The 15,607-nt window shown below is 69.0% G+C and carries 19 protein-coding genes and 1 riboswitch; of the genes, 12 read left to right on the forward strand and 7 right to left on the reverse strand.

The window, feature by feature from the left end; translation table 11 throughout:
• Window positions 1–33 precede the first annotated feature (33 nt).
• Both GLP40_RS05705 and GLP40_RS05710 read left to right on the forward strand, forming a co-directional pair.
• Window positions 34–489 carry a DUF2752 domain-containing protein gene (locus GLP40_RS05705; RefSeq protein ID WP_407671540.1) on the forward strand — a complete coding sequence of 152 codons (456 nt, stop codon included), beginning with the start codon at window positions 34–36 and terminating at the stop codon, window positions 487–489.
• An 18-nt stretch (window positions 490–507) separates the two neighbouring features.
• Window positions 508–696: a hypothetical protein gene (locus tag GLP40_RS05710; protein ID WP_154786712.1), complete on the forward strand. Its 189-nt coding sequence runs from the start codon at window positions 508–510 to the stop codon at window positions 694–696.
• A gap of 48 nt (window positions 697–744) precedes the next feature.
• Here GLP40_RS05710 and GLP40_RS05715 read toward each other — a convergent pair whose 3' ends face one another.
• Together GLP40_RS05715 and GLP40_RS05720 are read right to left on the reverse strand one after the other, a co-directional pair.
• A complete protein-coding gene (locus GLP40_RS05715; protein ID WP_154786713.1) occupies window positions 745–2,058 on the reverse strand; it encodes an aminotransferase class V-fold PLP-dependent enzyme in 1,314 nt (437 codons plus the stop codon).
• A 52-nt stretch (window positions 2,059–2,110) separates the two neighbouring features.
• A riboswitch (SAM riboswitch) is annotated at window positions 2,111–2,224 on the reverse strand.
• A 214-nt stretch (window positions 2,225–2,438) separates the two neighbouring features.
• On the reverse strand, window positions 2,439–2,726 hold the full coding sequence (locus tag GLP40_RS05720) for a class I SAM-dependent methyltransferase (protein ID WP_154786714.1): 288 nt from the start codon (window positions 2,724–2,726) through the stop codon (window positions 2,439–2,441).
• Window positions 2,727–3,013: 287 nt separating this feature from the next.
• Here GLP40_RS05720 and GLP40_RS05725 point away from each other — a divergent pair, with 287 nt between their 5' ends.
• Complete coding sequence (locus GLP40_RS05725) at window positions 3,014–3,682, forward strand: biliverdin-producing heme oxygenase (protein WP_196054531.1); 669 nt, start codon at window positions 3,014–3,016, stop codon at window positions 3,680–3,682.
• Between the two features lie 233 nt (window positions 3,683–3,915).
• Window positions 3,916–4,554: a LysE family translocator gene (locus GLP40_RS05730; RefSeq protein WP_154786715.1), complete on the forward strand. Its 639-nt coding sequence runs from the start codon at window positions 3,916–3,918 to the stop codon at window positions 4,552–4,554.
• A 6-nt stretch (window positions 4,555–4,560) separates the two neighbouring features.
• Here the strand turns inward: GLP40_RS05730 and GLP40_RS05735 are convergent, their stop codons facing one another.
• From GLP40_RS05735 to GLP40_RS05745, 3 genes are all read right to left on the reverse strand, one after another.
• On the reverse strand, window positions 4,561–5,109 hold the full coding sequence (locus tag GLP40_RS05735) for a flavin reductase family protein (protein ID WP_328289734.1): 549 nt from the start codon (window positions 5,107–5,109) through the stop codon (window positions 4,561–4,563).
• A gap of 76 nt (window positions 5,110–5,185) precedes the next feature.
• A complete protein-coding gene (locus GLP40_RS05740) occupies window positions 5,186–5,659 on the reverse strand; it encodes a YbaK/EbsC family protein (protein ID WP_154786716.1) in 474 nt (157 codons plus the stop codon).
• 41 nt (window positions 5,660–5,700) lie between these two features.
• Entirely contained in the window at window positions 5,701–6,015 is a 315-nt protein-coding gene (locus GLP40_RS05745; protein ID WP_230329250.1) for a 2-oxo-4-hydroxy-4-carboxy-5-ureidoimidazoline decarboxylase, read from the reverse strand.
• 152 nt (window positions 6,016–6,167) lie between these two features.
• On the opposite strand from GLP40_RS05745, the gene GLP40_RS05750 reads away from it, so the two are divergent.
• The 3 genes from GLP40_RS05750 (at window position 6,168) to GLP40_RS05760 (ending at window position 7,580) form a co-directional block, all read left to right on the forward strand.
• Window positions 6,168–6,989 carry a crotonase/enoyl-CoA hydratase family protein gene (locus tag GLP40_RS05750; RefSeq protein ID WP_154786718.1) on the forward strand — a complete coding sequence of 274 codons (822 nt, stop codon included), beginning with the start codon at window positions 6,168–6,170 and terminating at the stop codon, window positions 6,987–6,989.
• Window positions 6,990–7,178: 189 nt separating this feature from the next.
• The gene (locus GLP40_RS05755; RefSeq protein WP_154786719.1) at window positions 7,179–7,340 is read left to right on the forward strand and encodes a hypothetical protein; all 162 of its coding nucleotides are present in this window, start codon (window positions 7,179–7,181) and stop codon (window positions 7,338–7,340) included.
• A 69-nt stretch (window positions 7,341–7,409) separates the two neighbouring features.
• Window positions 7,410–7,580, forward strand: coding sequence for a hypothetical protein (locus GLP40_RS05760; protein WP_154786720.1), 171 nt, complete (start codon window positions 7,410–7,412; stop codon window positions 7,578–7,580).
• 142 nt (window positions 7,581–7,722) lie between these two features.
• Here GLP40_RS05760 and ppa read toward each other — a convergent pair whose 3' ends face one another.
• Entirely contained in the window at window positions 7,723–8,214 is a 492-nt protein-coding gene (ppa, locus tag GLP40_RS05765) for an inorganic diphosphatase (protein ID WP_328289735.1), read from the reverse strand.
• Between the two features lie 231 nt (window positions 8,215–8,445).
• Here ppa and dacB point away from each other — a divergent pair, with 231 nt between their 5' ends.
• From dacB to GLP40_RS05790, 5 genes are all read left to right on the forward strand, one after another.
• Entirely contained in the window at window positions 8,446–9,906 is a 1,461-nt protein-coding gene (gene dacB / locus GLP40_RS05770) for a D-alanyl-D-alanine carboxypeptidase/D-alanyl-D-alanine endopeptidase (RefSeq protein WP_328289736.1), read from the forward strand.
• 12 nt (window positions 9,907–9,918) lie between these two features.
• Window positions 9,919–10,992, forward strand: coding sequence for a zinc-dependent metalloprotease (locus tag GLP40_RS05775; RefSeq protein ID WP_154786722.1), 1,074 nt, complete (start codon window positions 9,919–9,921; stop codon window positions 10,990–10,992).
• 47 nt (window positions 10,993–11,039) lie between these two features.
• A complete protein-coding gene (tilS, locus tag GLP40_RS05780; RefSeq protein WP_328289737.1) occupies window positions 11,040–12,014 on the forward strand; it encodes a tRNA lysidine(34) synthetase TilS in 975 nt (324 codons plus the stop codon).
• 42 nt (window positions 12,015–12,056) lie between these two features.
• On the forward strand, window positions 12,057–12,614 hold the full coding sequence (hpt, locus tag GLP40_RS05785) for a hypoxanthine phosphoribosyltransferase (protein WP_328289738.1): 558 nt from the start codon (window positions 12,057–12,059) through the stop codon (window positions 12,612–12,614).
• 399 nt (window positions 12,615–13,013) lie between these two features.
• Window positions 13,014–13,901: a LysR family transcriptional regulator gene (locus GLP40_RS05790; protein ID WP_154786723.1), complete on the forward strand. Its 888-nt coding sequence runs from the start codon at window positions 13,014–13,016 to the stop codon at window positions 13,899–13,901.
• Between the two features lie 155 nt (window positions 13,902–14,056).
• On the opposite strand, the gene GLP40_RS05795 is transcribed toward GLP40_RS05790, so the two are convergent.
• Window positions 14,057–15,508 carry an amidase gene (locus GLP40_RS05795; protein WP_154786724.1) on the reverse strand — a complete coding sequence of 484 codons (1,452 nt, stop codon included), beginning with the start codon at window positions 15,506–15,508 and terminating at the stop codon, window positions 14,057–14,059.
• Window positions 15,509–15,607 lie beyond the last annotated feature (99 nt).

Consider the following 15,607-nt stretch of genomic DNA (forward strand, 5'->3'; position numbering starts at 1 on the left):
CCTGGCAGGTGGGCGGTGGTGCGGCTACCGTTGATGGTCGTGGACACCACGGCAGCAGTCATGGAAACGCCCGCGCGCCCGCGGTGGCTCGGCGTCGGGCTACCGCTGCTGAGCGGTGGGGCGGTGGCCGGCGGGCTGGCCCTGCTGCATTTCCGGGATCCGCATGTGCAGGGTGCCTATGGAGTGTGTCCGTTCTATGAGCTGACCGGGTGGTGGTGTCCGGGCTGCGGTGGACTGCGCGGGCTGCACAACCTCACCGATGGCCGGATCCTCGACGCTGTGCACAGCAATGTGCTGTTGCTTCCGTTGACGCTGGGCTTCATCGCCTGGTGGGCCACGTGGCTGGTGCGCGGGTGGCGAGGCAATCCGGTGCCGCCGCGCCTACCGCAGGTGCTGCCCCGATATGCGCTGTGGGTGGCGCTGGCCTTTCTCGTCGTCTTCACGGTGGTGCGGAACACGCCGTGGGGTAGTTGGATCGCGCCGGTTTAGTCGGGGGATGCTCTGCATATGAGCGATTCGCTGAAGGAACGCGTGCGGGAGAAGCTGCTCCGGCAGCTCGAGGAGGACGGGCCCCTGGATCGGGAGCAGGAGGACACCCGGCAGCTCTCGGTCCAGGACGATCTGGACGCCCTCGACGCGGTGGCCGAGGACGATCCGCTCGTCGAGGAGCTCGCGGCCCGCTACCTGGTGCCCTGACCGACCAGGGATTCCCGGGTGCGTCGCCCTGAACTTCCGCGGGCCTGTTCAGAAACCGCAGGGCGCCGCGCCCTCGGCCGAGGTGCCGAAGGGGCGGGTTTCGGGAACCGGGTTCCAATGTCCTTCGGTGCGGGCGTAATTCCAGGCAGGGCCGCGCTCGACCAGGGTGGCGATGGCGTCGATGAGACGGTCCACATCGGCGGTGGTGGTGCCCAGTCCGATACTGGCGCGCAGGGCGGCGTCCACGCCGAGGCGGGCCAGCAGCGGGTGGGCGCAGAAGCGGCCGTCGCGCACCCCGATGCCGTGCTCGGCGGAGAGATAGGCGGCCACCTGACCGGGCTCGAAGCCGTCGACGGTGAAGGCGACAATGCCGACCGCGTCGGCGCTGTCCCGCCACACGCGCAGGAAGTGCACGCCCGGAACGGTTTTCAGGCCATAGCGCAGACGGTGCGTGAGGTACTGCTCATGCTCGATGAGGGTGGTCTCGTCCAGCTCGGCGAGCGCGTCGCAGGCGGCGGCCAAGGCGGCCACACCCAGCACGTTCGGGGATCCGGCCTCGTGGCGCTGCGGGGCGGGAGCCCACTCGACGCCGTCGGCGGCGACCGAGCGCACCGCGCCGCCGCCGGCCAGGTACGGCTCGGCCGCGTCCAGCCAGTCCAGGCGGCCGACCAGCACGCCCGCGCCGAACGGGGCGTACGCCTTGTGGCCGGAGAAGGCCAGATAGTCGATGCCGGTGGTACGCAGGTCGATGCGGCGGTGCGGGGCCAGCTGGGCGGCGTCCACCAGGATGCGGGTTCCGCACTGGTGCGCGATCCAGGCCAGCCGCTCCAGCGGCAGCAACTCACCGGTCACATTGGAGGCACCCGTAACCGCCAGCAGCGCAGCGGGTTTCGAGCACAGCTCGGCGACCACGCGCTGGATGGTCTCCTCGATGGTGTCCGCGATCGGCACCACCCGGCGGCCGTGCCGGGTCCAGGGCAGGAGGTTGGCGTGGTGCTCGACATCGAGCACCACGGTGTCGCCGGGCACGCAGGAGGCGAGCAGGTTCAGCGAGTCGGTGGTGTTGCGGGTGAAGACCACCACCTGGTCGTCGGCCGCGTTCAGGAAGCGGGCGACAGAGCCGCGGGCCGACTCGTAACAGTCGGTGGAGATCCGGGAGGCGTAGCCCGCGCCGCGGTGCACGCTGGCGTAGTACGGCAGCAGGTCCGCGACCCGGTCGGTGACCTGCTGCAATGCCGGTGCGCTGGCGGCGTAGTCGAAGTTGGCGTAGGTGGTGGTGCCGCCCTGGACCAGCGGGACCCGGAGGTCACAGCCGGACACGGTGGCGAACGGAGCGCAGGTCTGGTCGGCGAAAGCGGCCATCATGAAATCCCGTCAGAATCAAGGACACACGATCGGCAGAGAATCGATCGAGGGTCCGCGCTTGCCGGGCCCGGTTGGGCGTCGGCCTGGTAGTCACCCGGAGCACCCCGCCGCGGTGGAGGGTTGCCGACCAGCTAGCCGGGGCTTGACGCTGATACTCATTACCTGGTTGCAGAGATTGGCAGACGCATCGCGCGCTTGTCAAGCCTCCCGGACCGGACTGTCAGGCTCAGGCTTTCGTTGCCCGGACGCATCGTTCCAGGTCCGGGACCCGCTCGCCGCCTCGCGCCGCGGGTGCGAGGAAGCGCTCGGCGTACTGCGTGCCGCCGACCTTTTCCAGCGCGCGCCGGCCGTATTCGGCGAGCAGTCCGGACGCCTGATCAGGTGGAGCTTGAGGCGCCAGATGCTTTGCCCGGCAACGAATCTGCGGCGGGCAGACGGCAATCGTCCAGGTTCGAACCGTCGAGAAAGTCCGGCCGGACGTAGCAGATCACGGCGCCGGCGGGCGCGGTGGCGAGAGTTTCGAAGGTGGCGCGCACGGCCTGCTCGGTCGGGCGCCGGGGCACGACCTCCCAGAGGAACAGCGTCTTCGACTCGGCGCGGTAGCCGGATTCGGCCGGCGCGGTCGCGAGGTCTTCGCGCTCGAAGTCGATCGATGCCGGAATCACAATGCCGGGCAGCGAGATTCGAGGTTGCTCGAGGGCCGCGACAGCTCGAGGTGCTCTTCGACTACTTCGCCCGTGCCGCCGCCGCGCTGCGGCGGACCGCACACGATCTTCAGGGCCGCTGAGAGGGTGTGACGAACGGCACGACCGTATCGGAAAAATCGTCCGAAAGTTGGATCGGGTGGGCCGCAAAGTTGGAATCGCGAGATCGTTGCTGGGGCGTATGGTCGACGTCGAAGTTAGGGTAGCCAAAGTGGGGTGCCCCTGGAGTTGACCATGAGGAGCCGACCATGTTGGACACCAGCGCCCCGTTCTCGACGCTCATTCGCGCCGCGACCGAGCAGCAGCACAACGAGGCGGAACACTCCACGTTCATGCGTGACCTGCTGACCGGGCAACTCGGCGTCGAGGCCTTCTATCGGTACACCGCCCAGCTCTGGTTCGTCTATGCCGCCCTCGAAAAGCACTCCGCCGCACTGGCTTCCGACGCCATCGCGGGTCCGTTCGTCAAGCCCGAGCTGGCCCGGCTGGCCTCGCTCGAGGCCGACCTGGCTCACCTCGGCGGTGAGAACTGGCGCGATGAACTGACCGCGTTGCCCGCCACCGCCGCCTACGCCGCCCGCATCGAGGAGTGCGCCGGCGACTGGCCGGCCGGCTACGTCGTCCACCATTACACCCGCTACCTGGGCGATCTCTCCGGCGGCCAGGTCATTCGCGGCACCGCCGAGAAACTGTGGAATCTGCCCAAGAAAGGCGATGGCGTCCGGTTCTACGTCTTCGAGGGCATCGCCAATCCGGCCGCGTTCAAGCGCGAGTACCGCGCGGCCCTCGACCAGCTTCCTCTCGACGGCCCCGAGGTCGATCGCGTGCTCGATGAGGCGCGACGGGCCTTCACCATGAACACCGACATGTTCCGTGAGCTGGCTGCGGAGCACTCTCCCGCCTCCTCGCGTACTTAGCGGGCGGCGCAGAGCCGTCGGTGTTGGCCACCCGTGCCGCCGATTGGGTGCCGAAACGCTTTCGGACCTACCCGGTGAGTTTGCCCGGGCCGCGCGAAATCATTTGTCACCTTGGGGTATGTGGGCGGCGTCGGACGCCGCGGTCCTGACCTGTCTGTCGGGGGCTGGTCAGCGGCCTTGCTCACGGCAATCGGGCTTGCGCCGATGTAGCGCCGTGGGTTGCCATGGAGGGTATGAGTTTTCCGCTGCTGTTGAGTTTCGTGGGGTTGTGTGTGCTGCTCGCACTCACGCCGGGGCCGGATACCTTTCTGGTGCTGCGCTTCTCGATGGCCGGATCCCGGCCCGGGATCGCGGCGGCGGTGGGATCGGCGTTCGGCGGGATCGTGTGGGCGACCGTGGTCGCGGCCGGAGTCGCGGCGCTGCTGGAGCAGTCGGCGACCGCGTATCGCACACTGAAGGTGATCGGCGGAATCTACCTGATGTACCTGGGGGTTCGAGCGCTGCTGGCGCATCGGCGCGGGCGGGCCGAGGCGGCTGACGAGGCGGATGCCGCGGTGGTGCAGGGCAAGGCGGCGTCCATTCGCTCCGCGTTCGCTGCCGGATTGCTGTCATGTGTCTTCAACCCGAAGGTGGGGTTGTTCTATCTCGCGGTGCTACCCCAGTTCCTGACCCAGGTGACGTTCCTGAACACGCTCACGCTCGGGGCCATCGAATCCAGTGTCGCGGCAATCGAAATGATCCTGCTGGCGCTGGCGGCCGCGCGGGCGGTGGCGCTGCTGCGACGGCCGCGCATTCGGGCGCGGATGGAACAGGCCAGCGCGGCGATCCTGGCGGCACTGGGCATCGGCACCGCGGCTTCCGCGGCGGCCTGAGCGCTGTCAGTCAGCGATCTCGGCGCGGTGGTAGGCGCCGTTGTAGTAGACCAGCGGGCCGACCGCGGGGGAGTTCTCCGTGTTGTCGTGCACCTGGGTGACCAGGCCGATGACCAGGGTGTGATCCCCGATCGGAATGAGCTGGTGGACCGTGGCGCGGACCCAGATGGGGGTGCCGTGCAGGACGGGCTCGCCGCTGCCGAGGGTCGTCCACAGCGACCGATCCGTGAAGCGCTCCTCGGCCGTCCTGCTGAAACGCTGCGCCAGATGCTTCTGATGCTCGCCCAGGAAATGCACGACCAGCGATTCGGCCCGCAGCATGGGCTCGATGCTGGACGAGGTCTCGGCGATATTGAACGAGATGAGCGGCGGCTGCGCCGAGAGCGAGGCGAACGAGGTGGCGGTGAAACCGACGGGACCCTGCTCGGAGTTCAGCGTGACGATGGTGACGCCGGCCGGATAGTGCCGCATGGCGGCGCGATACTGCTGTGCGGTAATGCCGCTCAGATCGTCGGGCACATGCAACTCCGTGCCGGGAGTCGGGGAATCGCTCACCTCACGAACCTACGTGGTCGGGCGCCCGGTTATTCCGCCCGGCAAGAAATCGCTCGATCCATGTGAATCCCGCTGCTCAATCCACATCGATGGCGAGGCCCGCGGTGATTCGCACCAGTTCCCCGAAGGTCGTGCGGAACAGCGTGTTCGGATGTCCGGCCGCCGCCCACAGCTCCTGATACTGCGCCAGCGCCCGGTCGACGAAGGTGGGCAGGTTGGTGGGATGGCCGAGCGGGGCGATGCCGCCGATGGGCTGACCCGTCACCTCCCGGACCATGTCCGCCGGCGCGCGGGTGAGGGTGCCTTCGAGGCGTTCGCCGGTGCGGTTCACGTGCACCTGGTGCGCTCCGGACACCAGCAGCAGGACCGGGTCGTCGTCGAGCAGGAACACCAGCGACTTCGTGATGGCGCCGACCGTGACGCCGAGGGCGTCGGCGGCTTCCTGCGCGGTGTGGGTGGGACTGGGCTGAGTGATGATCACTCCGTGATGGCCGCGCGCGATCAAGGTGTCGGAAACCTTCGACGCGACCGGTGGCAGGGACCTGCGCATGGCAACCAGGGTAGAGCGATCGCGGTCGATGTGCGGGGGGATCAGTAATCGGGGTAACCCTCCTCCGGGCCCAGCATGTCGGTCAGGCGGGCGCGCACGATCGGGGCGAGCTCCTCGACGGTGCGCGGTGAAACCCACTGGTGCGCACAGGAATCGAAGACCCGCTCCAGATCGATGGCGGACAGGGCGTGCAACTCGGCGGCGGCGGCCGTCTGCAATGCGGAGTGGCCCGGGTACGGGCGGCCGTCGGCGATCTTCTGGGCCCAGGTGACATTGCAGCAGCATTCGTACAGGGCGTGAATCGCGCGGCGGCGCGGAAGTGTGTTGAAGCGGTCGAGGCCGATTCCGTGATGCATCAACATCGTGACCTCACACACGGGACGAGCGGGTTGTGCGGACCCGTCCATCGTGCGTCCGCAAGCGGTTCGAAAACACTGGGACGCAGCAGATTTAGCACAGGGTTTACACCGCCCTGCCGGGCCCTCGGCACCCCCGTTACGCTGGACCGATGACCGATTGGAAGGCTTTCGAGGTCGAAAGCAAGGACCACATCGCCCAGGTGACGCTCACCGGTCCCGGCAAGGGCAATGCCATGGGCCCCGACTTCTGGCGCGAGCTGCCGCTCATCTTCGGCGAACTCGACGCCGACCCGGACGTTCGCGCCATCGTGCTCACCGGATCCGGCAAGCATTTCTCCTACGGCCTCGACCTCCCGGCCATGAGCCCGCTGTTCGGGCCGCTGCTGGCCGATAAGGCACTGGCCGGGCCGCGCACCGACTTCCTCAAGCACGTGCGCAGCATGCAGGACTCGGTCACCGCGGTCGCCGACTGCGTCAAGCCGGTCATCGCGGCCATCTCGGGCTGGTGCATCGGCGGCGGGCTGGACCTCGTCGCCGCCGCCGACGTCCGCCTGGCCAGCGCCGACGCCAAGTTCAGCCTGCGCGAGGCCAAGGTGGCCATCGTCGCCGACATCGGCTCGCTGCACCGCCTGCCCGGCATCATCGGCGAGGGGCACGTGCGTGAGCTCGCCTTCACCGGCAAGGACATCGACGCGACCCGCGCCGAGAAGATCGGGCTGATCAACGACGTGTACGCCGACCAGCAGGCCGTGCTGGACGCCGCCCATGCCATGGCTCGCGAGATCGCCGCCAACCCGCCGCTGGTGGTGCAGGGCATCAAGGATGTGCTGGACCAGCCCAAGCGCGGCAAGATCGCCGACGGGTTGCGGTACGTGTCGGCGTGGAACTCCGCGTTCCTGCCGTCCGAGGACCTCACCGAGGCCATCCAGGCCGTCTTCGAGAAGCGGCCGCCCGAGTTCAAGGGGAAGTAGCCCCCGCGGGCTTCGGCCCCGAAAGAGGACCGCAAGCCTCCGGTTTCCCGGTCTATCGGTTTGGACGGGGACCCGGAGGTTCGGCCATGGCTACATCCGAGTCGACCGGCGAGGGCGGCTTCACCCCCCGGGCTGTTCGCGGGGCAGCACAGCATTCTCGGGATCGCGGGCGGGCGGTGGGTGTTCCTGGTGAACGCGCCCATCGGACCGTCCACCCTGATCGTGGTGACGCGGGTGCTGCACCTGCCTCTGCGCGAGAAAACCCGTGACCGCGTGGACTATTGGGGCGCGCCGGCGCTCATCGTCGCCATGAGCCCGCTACTGATCGTGGCCCAGCAGGATCACGAATGAAACTGGGACAGTTCGAGATCCATCGCCTGCTATCTCATCGGTGCGCTCGGGGCGATCGCCGTCGTACTGGTGGAGGCGGCGCTGGGGGAGGCCGCGCCGATACCGCTGCGCATCTTCGCCAACCGCACCCTCACGCTGGGTGTGGTCATCTCGTTCGTGGTGGGCGCGGGCATGTTCGGCGAAATCCTGCTGCTGCCACAATATTTGCAGCGAGCCCGATGCTGGGCGGTCTGCAGCTGACCCCCGTGATGCTGAGGACGATGACCGGATCCGTACTGTCCGGCGGCCGAATGAGAGGACACGGCACAGCGAGGACGCGCAGGGCCGGGCGAAAGCGAAAGGGGCGACACGGAATCCGTGCCGCCCCTCACCGGAGGGAAGCTCAGTGGCCGCCCTGCTCCTTCAGCCGGGCGTAGGCCTCGTCGACCAGCTTCTCGGCCTTCTCGCGGCCCTCCCAGCCCTCGACCTTGACCCACTTGCCGGGCTCCAGGTCCTTGTAGCGCTCGAAGAAGTGCGCGATCTCCTTGCGCTGGAACTCCGGGATGTCCTCGACGTCCTGGATGTGGGCCCAGCGCTTGTCGGAGGCGGGCACCGCCACGACCTTCTCGTCGCCGCCGGCCTCGTCGGACATGATCAGCACCCCGACCGGGCGGGCCTCCACCAGAACGCCCGGGAACACCGGCTCGGGCAGCAGCACCATGCAGTCCAGCGGATCGCCGTCGGAGCCCAGGGTGTCCTCGATGTAGCCGTAGTCGGCCGGGTACATCATCGGCGTGTACAGGTAGCGGTCCAGCCGCACGCGCCCGGTCTTGTGATCTACCTCGTACTTGTTGCGCTGACCCCGGGGGATCTCGATGGTGACGTCGAACTCCACGTCATCTCCTTCTTCGGTAGGCGGTATGACTGCCGACTCGCCAGCTCGTTCGGGGGAACGACTGCGCAACGAGGATAGTGTGTGAACGCGGGGCGGTTCGCGGCCCGGCTCGGTTCCACGGCGACTGAGCGCAGGAGCGAAGAACCGAGCTTCCGGCTCCGTCGGCTCGCGCCTCGGCCTCGAACCCGCGACGCCGGAGGCGGCGCAACCAGATACAGGAGACAGCGGCAGGTGTTTGGTCGGAACAAGCAGAGCATCGGTGGTCTGGAGGCCAAGCGGCGGCGCAGAACCTGGATCGTGGTGTCATCCTTGCTGGTCGTCGTGCTGGCGGCGGCCGCGACGGTGGCGGTGATCCTGAAACCGTGGACTGAGGAATTTCGGCACGGGGGCTTGACGATCGCCGACCCGCCCGCACCCGTCAAGCCGATTCCACAGGTCGCACCCGCGCCGGTGACCGCCCCCGCAGCCACCGCCGCCGGGCTGGCCGCCGCGCTCGCGCCCGTGGTCGGCAACCCGGACCTGGGGATATTCGCCGCCTCGGTCTCCGACGGGGACACCGGCAAGGTGCTGTGGACCATGGACCCGGACAAGGGCATGATCCCGTCCTCCACCGCCAAGATCCTCACCACCGCGGCCGGACTGCTGGCCCTGCCCGACGACCACCGGATCACCACCAAGGTGGTGGCGGGCTCGGCGCCGGGGGAGATCGTGCTGGTCGGCGGCGGCGACCCGACCATCACCGCGCAGCCCGACGGCAAGGGCTACTACCCGGACGCGCCGAAGCTGCAGGACCTGGTCGCGCAGATCAAGGTGTCCGGGCAGCGGGTGGACTCCATCGTGGTCGACACCTCCGCCTACGCCGGTCCGAACTTCGCGCCCGGCTGGGACAACGCCGACATCGCGGGCGGCTCCATCGCACCGTTGGACCCCGTGATGATCGATGGTGGCCGGCTGGATCCACTGGTCGAATACTCGCCGCGCACCCCCACACCCGCTCTCGACGCGGGCAAGCGGCTGGCCATCGAACTGGGCGCGGATCCCGCGAAGGTGCGGATCGGTACCGCCCCGGCGGGCGCGAATCAGCTGGCCGCCGTGCAGTCCGCGCCGCTGCGCGAACGCATGCTGCAGGCCATGGTGCATTCCGACAATGTGCTGGCCGAGGCCATCGGGCGCGAGGTCGCCGTGGCCAGCGGGCAGGAAGCCTCCTTCACGGGCGCGGTGACCGCCATGTCGACCGTGCTGCAAGCCGCCGGATTCGACCTGACCGGCCTGAAGATGGCCGACAACAGCGGACTCTCGACCGACGACCACATTCCCCCGCGCCTGCTCAACCGGGTGCTGACCGTGGCCACGCTGTCCAACGACGCCGGTTCGCAAACCAATTCGACCGCCGAACCGGCCTCGGCTACCACCGCCGGATCCCCGCTCGCGCCGCTGCTGGACTTCCTGCCGGTGGCGGGCGGCACCGGCTCGCTGGTGAGCCGTTATGTCGACCGGGATCGCGAAGGAGCGGGTTGGATTCGGGCCAAAACAGGAACTCTGTCCGTATCGAGTGCGTTGGTGGGTTATGTGCTGGACCGCGACGGACGGGTCCTGACGTTCGCACTGATGTCGAACGATCGGCCGCCGGAGGTGAGCCGACCCGCGCTGGATGCCGTCGCCAACGCACTGCGCAACTGTGGCTGCTCCTGACGGGTGGATGAAATGACCGGATCCGAAACCGCTTCGGCCCCTGCTCGCGCCCGGACCACTCTGGCCGGTGTGGTCGACTGGAACGTGGCCGCCCGCACGGGCGCCGCGCTGGTGCCCGCGGGGCCGCGCACCTCCCGGTACTCGGCCGAGCACGCGGTAGCCGAACTCGCCGCCGCTTCGATGCGCGCCGAGGGACCGGTCCGCGAGGTCAGCGGTCTCGACGACGGTTCGGTGGTGCCGGACGCGCTGATCGTGGACCGCCCGGGCTGGATCCGCGCCGCCGCCGACTCCATGGCCCAGCTCACCGGCAGCGGTGTCGGGCCCGGGGAGAAGGGCAAGTTCGTCGGCAAACCGGCCGGATTGCAGGCCGGGGCCATGCTGGCCTTCCTGTCCACGGCCATCCTCGGCCAGTACGACCCGTTCAGCGGGCCCGACGGTACCCTGCTGCTGGTCGCGCCCAACATCATGGCGGTGGAACGCGCACTCAATGTGCCGCCCAGCGACTTCCGGCTTTGGGTATGCCTGCACGAGGTCACCCATCGCGTCCAATTCTCTTCCGCCCCTTGGATCGCCGATTACATGCGCCGCAATGTCAAGGTGCTCGGCGAGGCCGGCGACGAACCCTTGGCCGACATGCTGGCCCGGCTCGTCGCCGCGGTGAAGGAGCGCCGCCGCGGCGTCGAGGACCCCGCGGGCGGCGTGATCGGGCTGCTGCGGGCCACCCAGGCCGCACCGCAGCGAGAGGCGCTCGACCGCCTGCTCATGCTCGGCACCCTGCTGGAGGGCCATGCGGACCACGTCATGGACGCCGTCGGACCGGCCGTGGTGCCCTCGGTGGCCCAGATCCGTGCCGCCTTCGATCAGCGTCGCAAGCGCCCCGCCAATCCGATCCAGCGGCTGCTGCGCGCCTTGCTGGGCATGGACGCCAAGGTGGCACAGTACGTACGCGGCAAGGCGTTCGTCGACGAGGTCGTCGAGACCGTCGGCATGGAACACTTCAACACCGTCTGGACCGACGCCGAAACCCTGCCCCGCACAGACGAAATCGGCGAACCGCGGCGCTGGGTGGCGCGCGTCCTCGGCTGATCGGCCTGCCCCGCCGCCGGATCGCCGGTCCGTGCGACGATCAGGACGTGAACGATCGGCCTCGGCTGCCCGAGACGCGTGCCGCACTGGAGCTGCGGCATGCGGTACGGGAGTGGCTGGGCCGGTACGCGCCCGCGGGCGTGATCGCGGTGGCCCTGTCGGGCGGGGCGGACTCGCTGGCGCTGACCGCCGCCGCGTGCGCCGAGGCGGATGTGGTCGACGCGCTGATCGTGGATCACGGCTTGCAGGCCGGGTCGGGCGACGTGGCCGCCGAGGCGGCGGCTCTGGCCAAGCGGTTGGGGTGCCGGTCGGCTCGGGTGCTGACGGTATCGGTCGGTAGCGAGGGCGGGCTCGAGGCCGCCGCGCGGCGGGCCCGATATGCCGCCCTGGCCGAGGCCCGCGCGGGGTCGCCGGTGCTGCTCGGGCACACGCTCGACGATCAAGCCGAGACCGTGCTGCTCGGACTGGGCCGCGGCTCGGGGGCCCGATCGATCTGGGGGATGGCGGAATTCGACGACCCGTGGGGGCGGCCGCTACTCGGAGTACGGCGGAGCGTCACCCGGGAGCTGTGCGCGGACCTGAGCATCACGGCCTGGGAGGATCCACACAATAGCGCGCCGGAATTCACCCGGGTACGGCTGCGGAACGAAGTGCTGCCGTTGCTCGAGGACGTGCTCGGCGGCGGGGTGGCGCCCGCGCTGGCCCGTACCGCCGCGCAGTTGCGCGAGGACGGGGCGGTGCTGGACGCGCTCGCCGGTGAGTTGCTGGCGGTTGCCCGGGACGGCGCCGCGCTGCGAATCGAGATACTCGCCACTGCCGCGCCCGCCGTCCGCCGCCGCGTCATTCGTGCGTGGTTGCTCGAGCGTGGCGCGAAATCGTTGACGGACAACAACTTACGGGCCGCCGAAGCGCTGGTCACACGGTGGCGCGGGCAGGGCGGTGTCGCGGTGGGCGGTTCGCCCGGTGGGACCAGGTTGGTTGCCGCGCGTGAACATGGCAGGCTCATACTCAGTTCTGAGTGAACCCGATTCGGGTCGAACATCACTGAAGGGAAACCAGCGGACGTGTACGGGGACGACATCGCGTCGGTGCTGATCAGCGAGGAACAGATCGCCGAAAAGGTCGAGGAACTGGCCGAACTGGTCGCCAAGCGGTATCCGGCCGATGCCCCCGAGGGCGACCTGCTGCTGGTGGGCGTGCTCAAGGGCGCGATCTTCTTCATGACCGACCTGGCCAAGAAGCTCACCGTGCCGACGCAGATGGAGTTCATGGCCGTCTCGTCCTACGGCTCCTCCACCTCGTCCTCCGGCGTCGTGCGCATCATGAAGGACCTGGACAAGGACATCGCCGGCCGCAATGTGCTGATCGTCGAGGACATCATCGACTCCGGCCTGACCCTGTCGTGGCTGCTGCGCAACCTGTCCAGCCGCAACCCGGCCTCGCTCGAGGTGGTGACGCTGCTGCGCAAGCCCGATGCGCTGCGCACCCAGGTGGACGTGATGGGCGTCGGCTTCGACATCCCGAACGAATTCGTGGTCGGCTACGGCCTCGACTACGACGAGCGCTACCGCGATCTGCCCTATATCGGCACTCTCAACCCGAAGGTGTACGGCGGGAAGTAACCGCCCGCGGAGTCCTCAGGGGCGCCGCGCAATGACGAAACGAAGGCCGCTGCCCGGTGACCGGGGGCGGCTTTCGGCCTTGATGTGACCAAAATCACTCAATCCGTTGGCGTGGGGCTTCAGGCGAGGGAGGTGTCTGTTGCTGGGTTTCCGCGCCCGGCGCGTGCGCGGATCGGGCGTGTGGGCGGAGTTTGGTGTAACTGCTGGTCAACTGTCTGGGTGGGCGCGAGTGGGGGAGTGTCGGTGAATGGCCGAGAATTCGCGGATCCGGTTAACAGAATGTTTCGGTGGCGTCTTATGCTGTCTGTAACAAACCTGACGGCTGTTTTCTGATCCAGTTGCAAACTTTTGGATCGGATACGGCTGGAAAATCAAGACCGATTCTGATAGCAAGGGGCTATGGACCCGCATTTGCGCGACCTGCGGTATTTCGTCGCCGTCGCTGAGGAACTGCACTTCACCAACGCCGCTCAACGGCTGCACATTGCTCAACCCACCCTGTCACGACAGATCCGTCAGCTGGAGCGCCAGCTCGACGTCGTGCTGTTCGACCGCAACCAGCGCAGCGTGGCCCTGACCGTCGCCGGCAAGGAACTCCTCGAAGGCGCGCGGAAGATCCTGGAACTGTGGGAAGTCACCAACGTCGCCCTGCAGGAGGCCGGTGAGGTGCTGCGCGTCGGCATCCAGTCCTCCATCGGCCGCGGCCTGATCACCGACCTGGAGAGCGCCAGCGGCCATCGCCTCGCCCTGCACTCCGCCTCCTGGACCGACCCGTCCAGCGGTCTCGCGGGCCGCCAGGCCGACCTCGCACTCATGTGGCTGCCGGTGCCCGACACCAGCCGCTACCGCTGGCAGGTGCTGCGCACCGAACCGCGCTGGGTGCTGCTGCCGGAGAACCACGCCCTGGCCAACCAGGAGAGCATCGACTTCGCCGACCTGATCGACGAACCCTTCATCGCCATGCCCGCCGAGGCCGGCGCGGCCCGCGACTTCTGGCTCGGCGCCGACGCCCGCGGCGGCCGGCAGGCCAAGATCGGCGCGGAGGCGGCCACCGCCGAGGAACGCCTCGAAGCGGTCAGCCTCGGCCTGGGCGTCTGCCTGCTCGCTGAGAACAATGTCCCCATGTACCGCTGGCCCGGCCTCACCGCCCGCCCGATCACCGGCCTGGCCCCCTGCGAGCTCGCGGTGGCCTGGCGCGCGGACGACGACCGCCCGACCATCCTCGAGTTCGCCGCCCGCGTACTCGAAGGCGGCTTCGCCGAGAAGGAACCCGTCGCGGCCCAGTAGGCCCGGACACGGCCCGGTCCATCGGGCGGCGGCAGTGGGTCGGAGGTTGCCGCCGTCTGTCGGGCACGCTTGAACGGATGTGTGGGATCGACACTACGCACAGCGCCGCGTCACCGAGTGACGCGGCGCTGTCGTGTATCCCGGCCCCGACACGGTCACGGGGCGACGCGCTGCCAGGGGTGGGTGGCTTCGATCTGAGCGGCCAGCCGGAGGATGGTCGATTCGCTGCCGGGCGGGCCCGCGATCTGGGCCGCCACCGGGGTGCCCGAGCGCGGGTGCAGACCCATGGGAATCGACAGCGCAGGCCAGCCGACCAGATTCCACAGCGGCGTGAACGGTGAGAACTTCACGTTCGCAAGGACATTCGCCAGCCAGGGGCGGGAGTGCCAGCGCCGGGCGCGCGGGGCCGGGGTCGCCAGGGTCGGGGTGATGACCACGTCGTAGCGCTCGAAATAGTCGAGCAGCCGCGCCTCCACGCGGTCGACCTGGCTGGGACGCAGCAGACCGGACTTCAGGACCGCCTTGCCGAGCGCGACGTGGATGCGGGTCCGGCGTTGCAGGCGATCCGGATGCGGGACGGTCGCGGCCTCGCGGGCGGCATTGCCGAGCCAGCGCAGCAGCAACGCGAAAGTCGCGCCCTGGTAAGGAAGTTCGGCCACACCGACGATATGACCCGCCCGGGAGGCGGACGCGGCGGCCTTGTCGGCCGCGGCCGTCCAGGCCAGGTCGACATAGGTCAGCGGCGTCGGGGCACCGGTCGCGAGGCCGATGCGCAGGGTCTGCGGGGTCTCCAGATCGGCCAGGTCGGGCCGGTCCGCGAGCACCGACAGCATGAGCGCGGTATCCGCGACAGTCGTTGCGAGGACCCCGTTCTCGGTCATCCCGCCCCATGAGTCCAGCCCCACCTCGGCGGGCACCAGGCCGCGGCCGGGCTTGAGGCCGACCACGCCGGAGCAGGCGGCCGGAATGCGGACCGAGCCCAGCCCGTCATTACCGTGCGCGATCGGGACCATGCCGGAGCCGACGGCCGCCCCGGAACCACCCGACGATCCGCCCGCGGAGTAGCGGGTGTTCCACGGGCTACGAGTGATGCTGCCCGGGCCGTCGGTCACGCCCCAGAGCCCGAATTCGGGGACGGTGGTAAGGCCGACGACGACCGCGCCCGCGGCCCGCAGCCGCCGCACCACCGGATGATCGTCGCGGGCGGGCACGTCGGAGCCCGACAGCGAGCCGCCCCGGGTCACCTCGCCGGCGACGTCGATATTGTTCTTCACCGCGATCGGCACCCCGGCCAGCGGCAGCATGTCCAGATCGGCCCGCTCGGCCACCATGCGTGCCTCGGCGCGGGCCGCCTCCTCACGAACGAGACTGAAGGCGTTCAATTTCCGGTCGCGCGCACGGATCCGGTCCAGTGCCGCGCCGACCGCTTCCTCGGGGGAGATCGAACCGTTCTGGACGGCCGCGGCGATGCCGGTGGCCGTGGTCAGGTCCACGGGGGGAGAGTCGGAATGAGTGTCGGAATCGGCCGTGGTGTGTGCCACCGCTACCTCCTCGGTGGTGGCGGCTGTGGCGATCTCAGCCGCTAGCGCCGTGCCCTCGTCGTGCATGCTGGTCTTCCCCCGTCGCCTCGTGTCGAAATCGGGTGATCCGCTCGTGAGCCGCAAGTTATCATTCCCGCTAGTGGTCGGGGATGATGGTGTCGGGTG

The organism is Nocardia aurantiaca, from assembly GCF_009708175.1.
GTDB lineage: Bacteria > Actinomycetota > Actinomycetes > Mycobacteriales > Mycobacteriaceae > Nocardia > Nocardia aurantiaca.

Excerpts from the sequence above, each read along its gene's own strand:
- GLP40_RS05750 (WP_154786718.1), top strand. The coding sequence starts at position 6,168 with ATGACCGATTGGAAGGCTTTCGAGGTCGAAAGCAAGGACCACATCGCC.
- GLP40_RS05740 (WP_154786716.1), bottom strand. The coding sequence starts at position 5,659 with ATGCGCAGGTCCCTGCCACCGGTCGCGTCGAAGGTTTCCGACACCTTG.
- GLP40_RS05705 (WP_407671540.1), top strand. The coding sequence starts at position 34 with ATGGTCGTGGACACCACGGCAGCAGTCATGGAAACGCCCGCGCGCCCG.
- GLP40_RS05795 (WP_154786724.1), bottom strand. The coding sequence starts at position 15,508 with ATGCACGACGAGGGCACGGCGCTAGCGGCTGAGATCGCCACAGCCGCC.
- GLP40_RS05745 (WP_230329250.1), bottom strand. The coding sequence starts at position 6,015 with ATGCATCACGGAATCGGCCTCGACCGCTTCAACACACTTCCGCGCCGC.
- GLP40_RS05775 (WP_154786722.1), top strand. The coding sequence starts at position 9,919 with ATGACCGGATCCGAAACCGCTTCGGCCCCTGCTCGCGCCCGGACCACT.
- GLP40_RS05715 (WP_154786713.1), bottom strand. The coding sequence starts at position 2,058 with ATGGCCGCTTTCGCCGACCAGACCTGCGCTCCGTTCGCCACCGTGTCC.
- GLP40_RS05730 (WP_154786715.1), top strand. The coding sequence starts at position 3,916 with ATGAGTTTTCCGCTGCTGTTGAGTTTCGTGGGGTTGTGTGTGCTGCTC.
- GLP40_RS05710 (WP_154786712.1), top strand. The coding sequence starts at position 508 with ATGAGCGATTCGCTGAAGGAACGCGTGCGGGAGAAGCTGCTCCGGCAG.
- GLP40_RS05725 (WP_196054531.1), top strand. The coding sequence starts at position 3,014 with ATGTTGGACACCAGCGCCCCGTTCTCGACGCTCATTCGCGCCGCGACC.
- GLP40_RS05790 (WP_154786723.1), top strand. The coding sequence starts at position 13,014 with ATGGACCCGCATTTGCGCGACCTGCGGTATTTCGTCGCCGTCGCTGAG.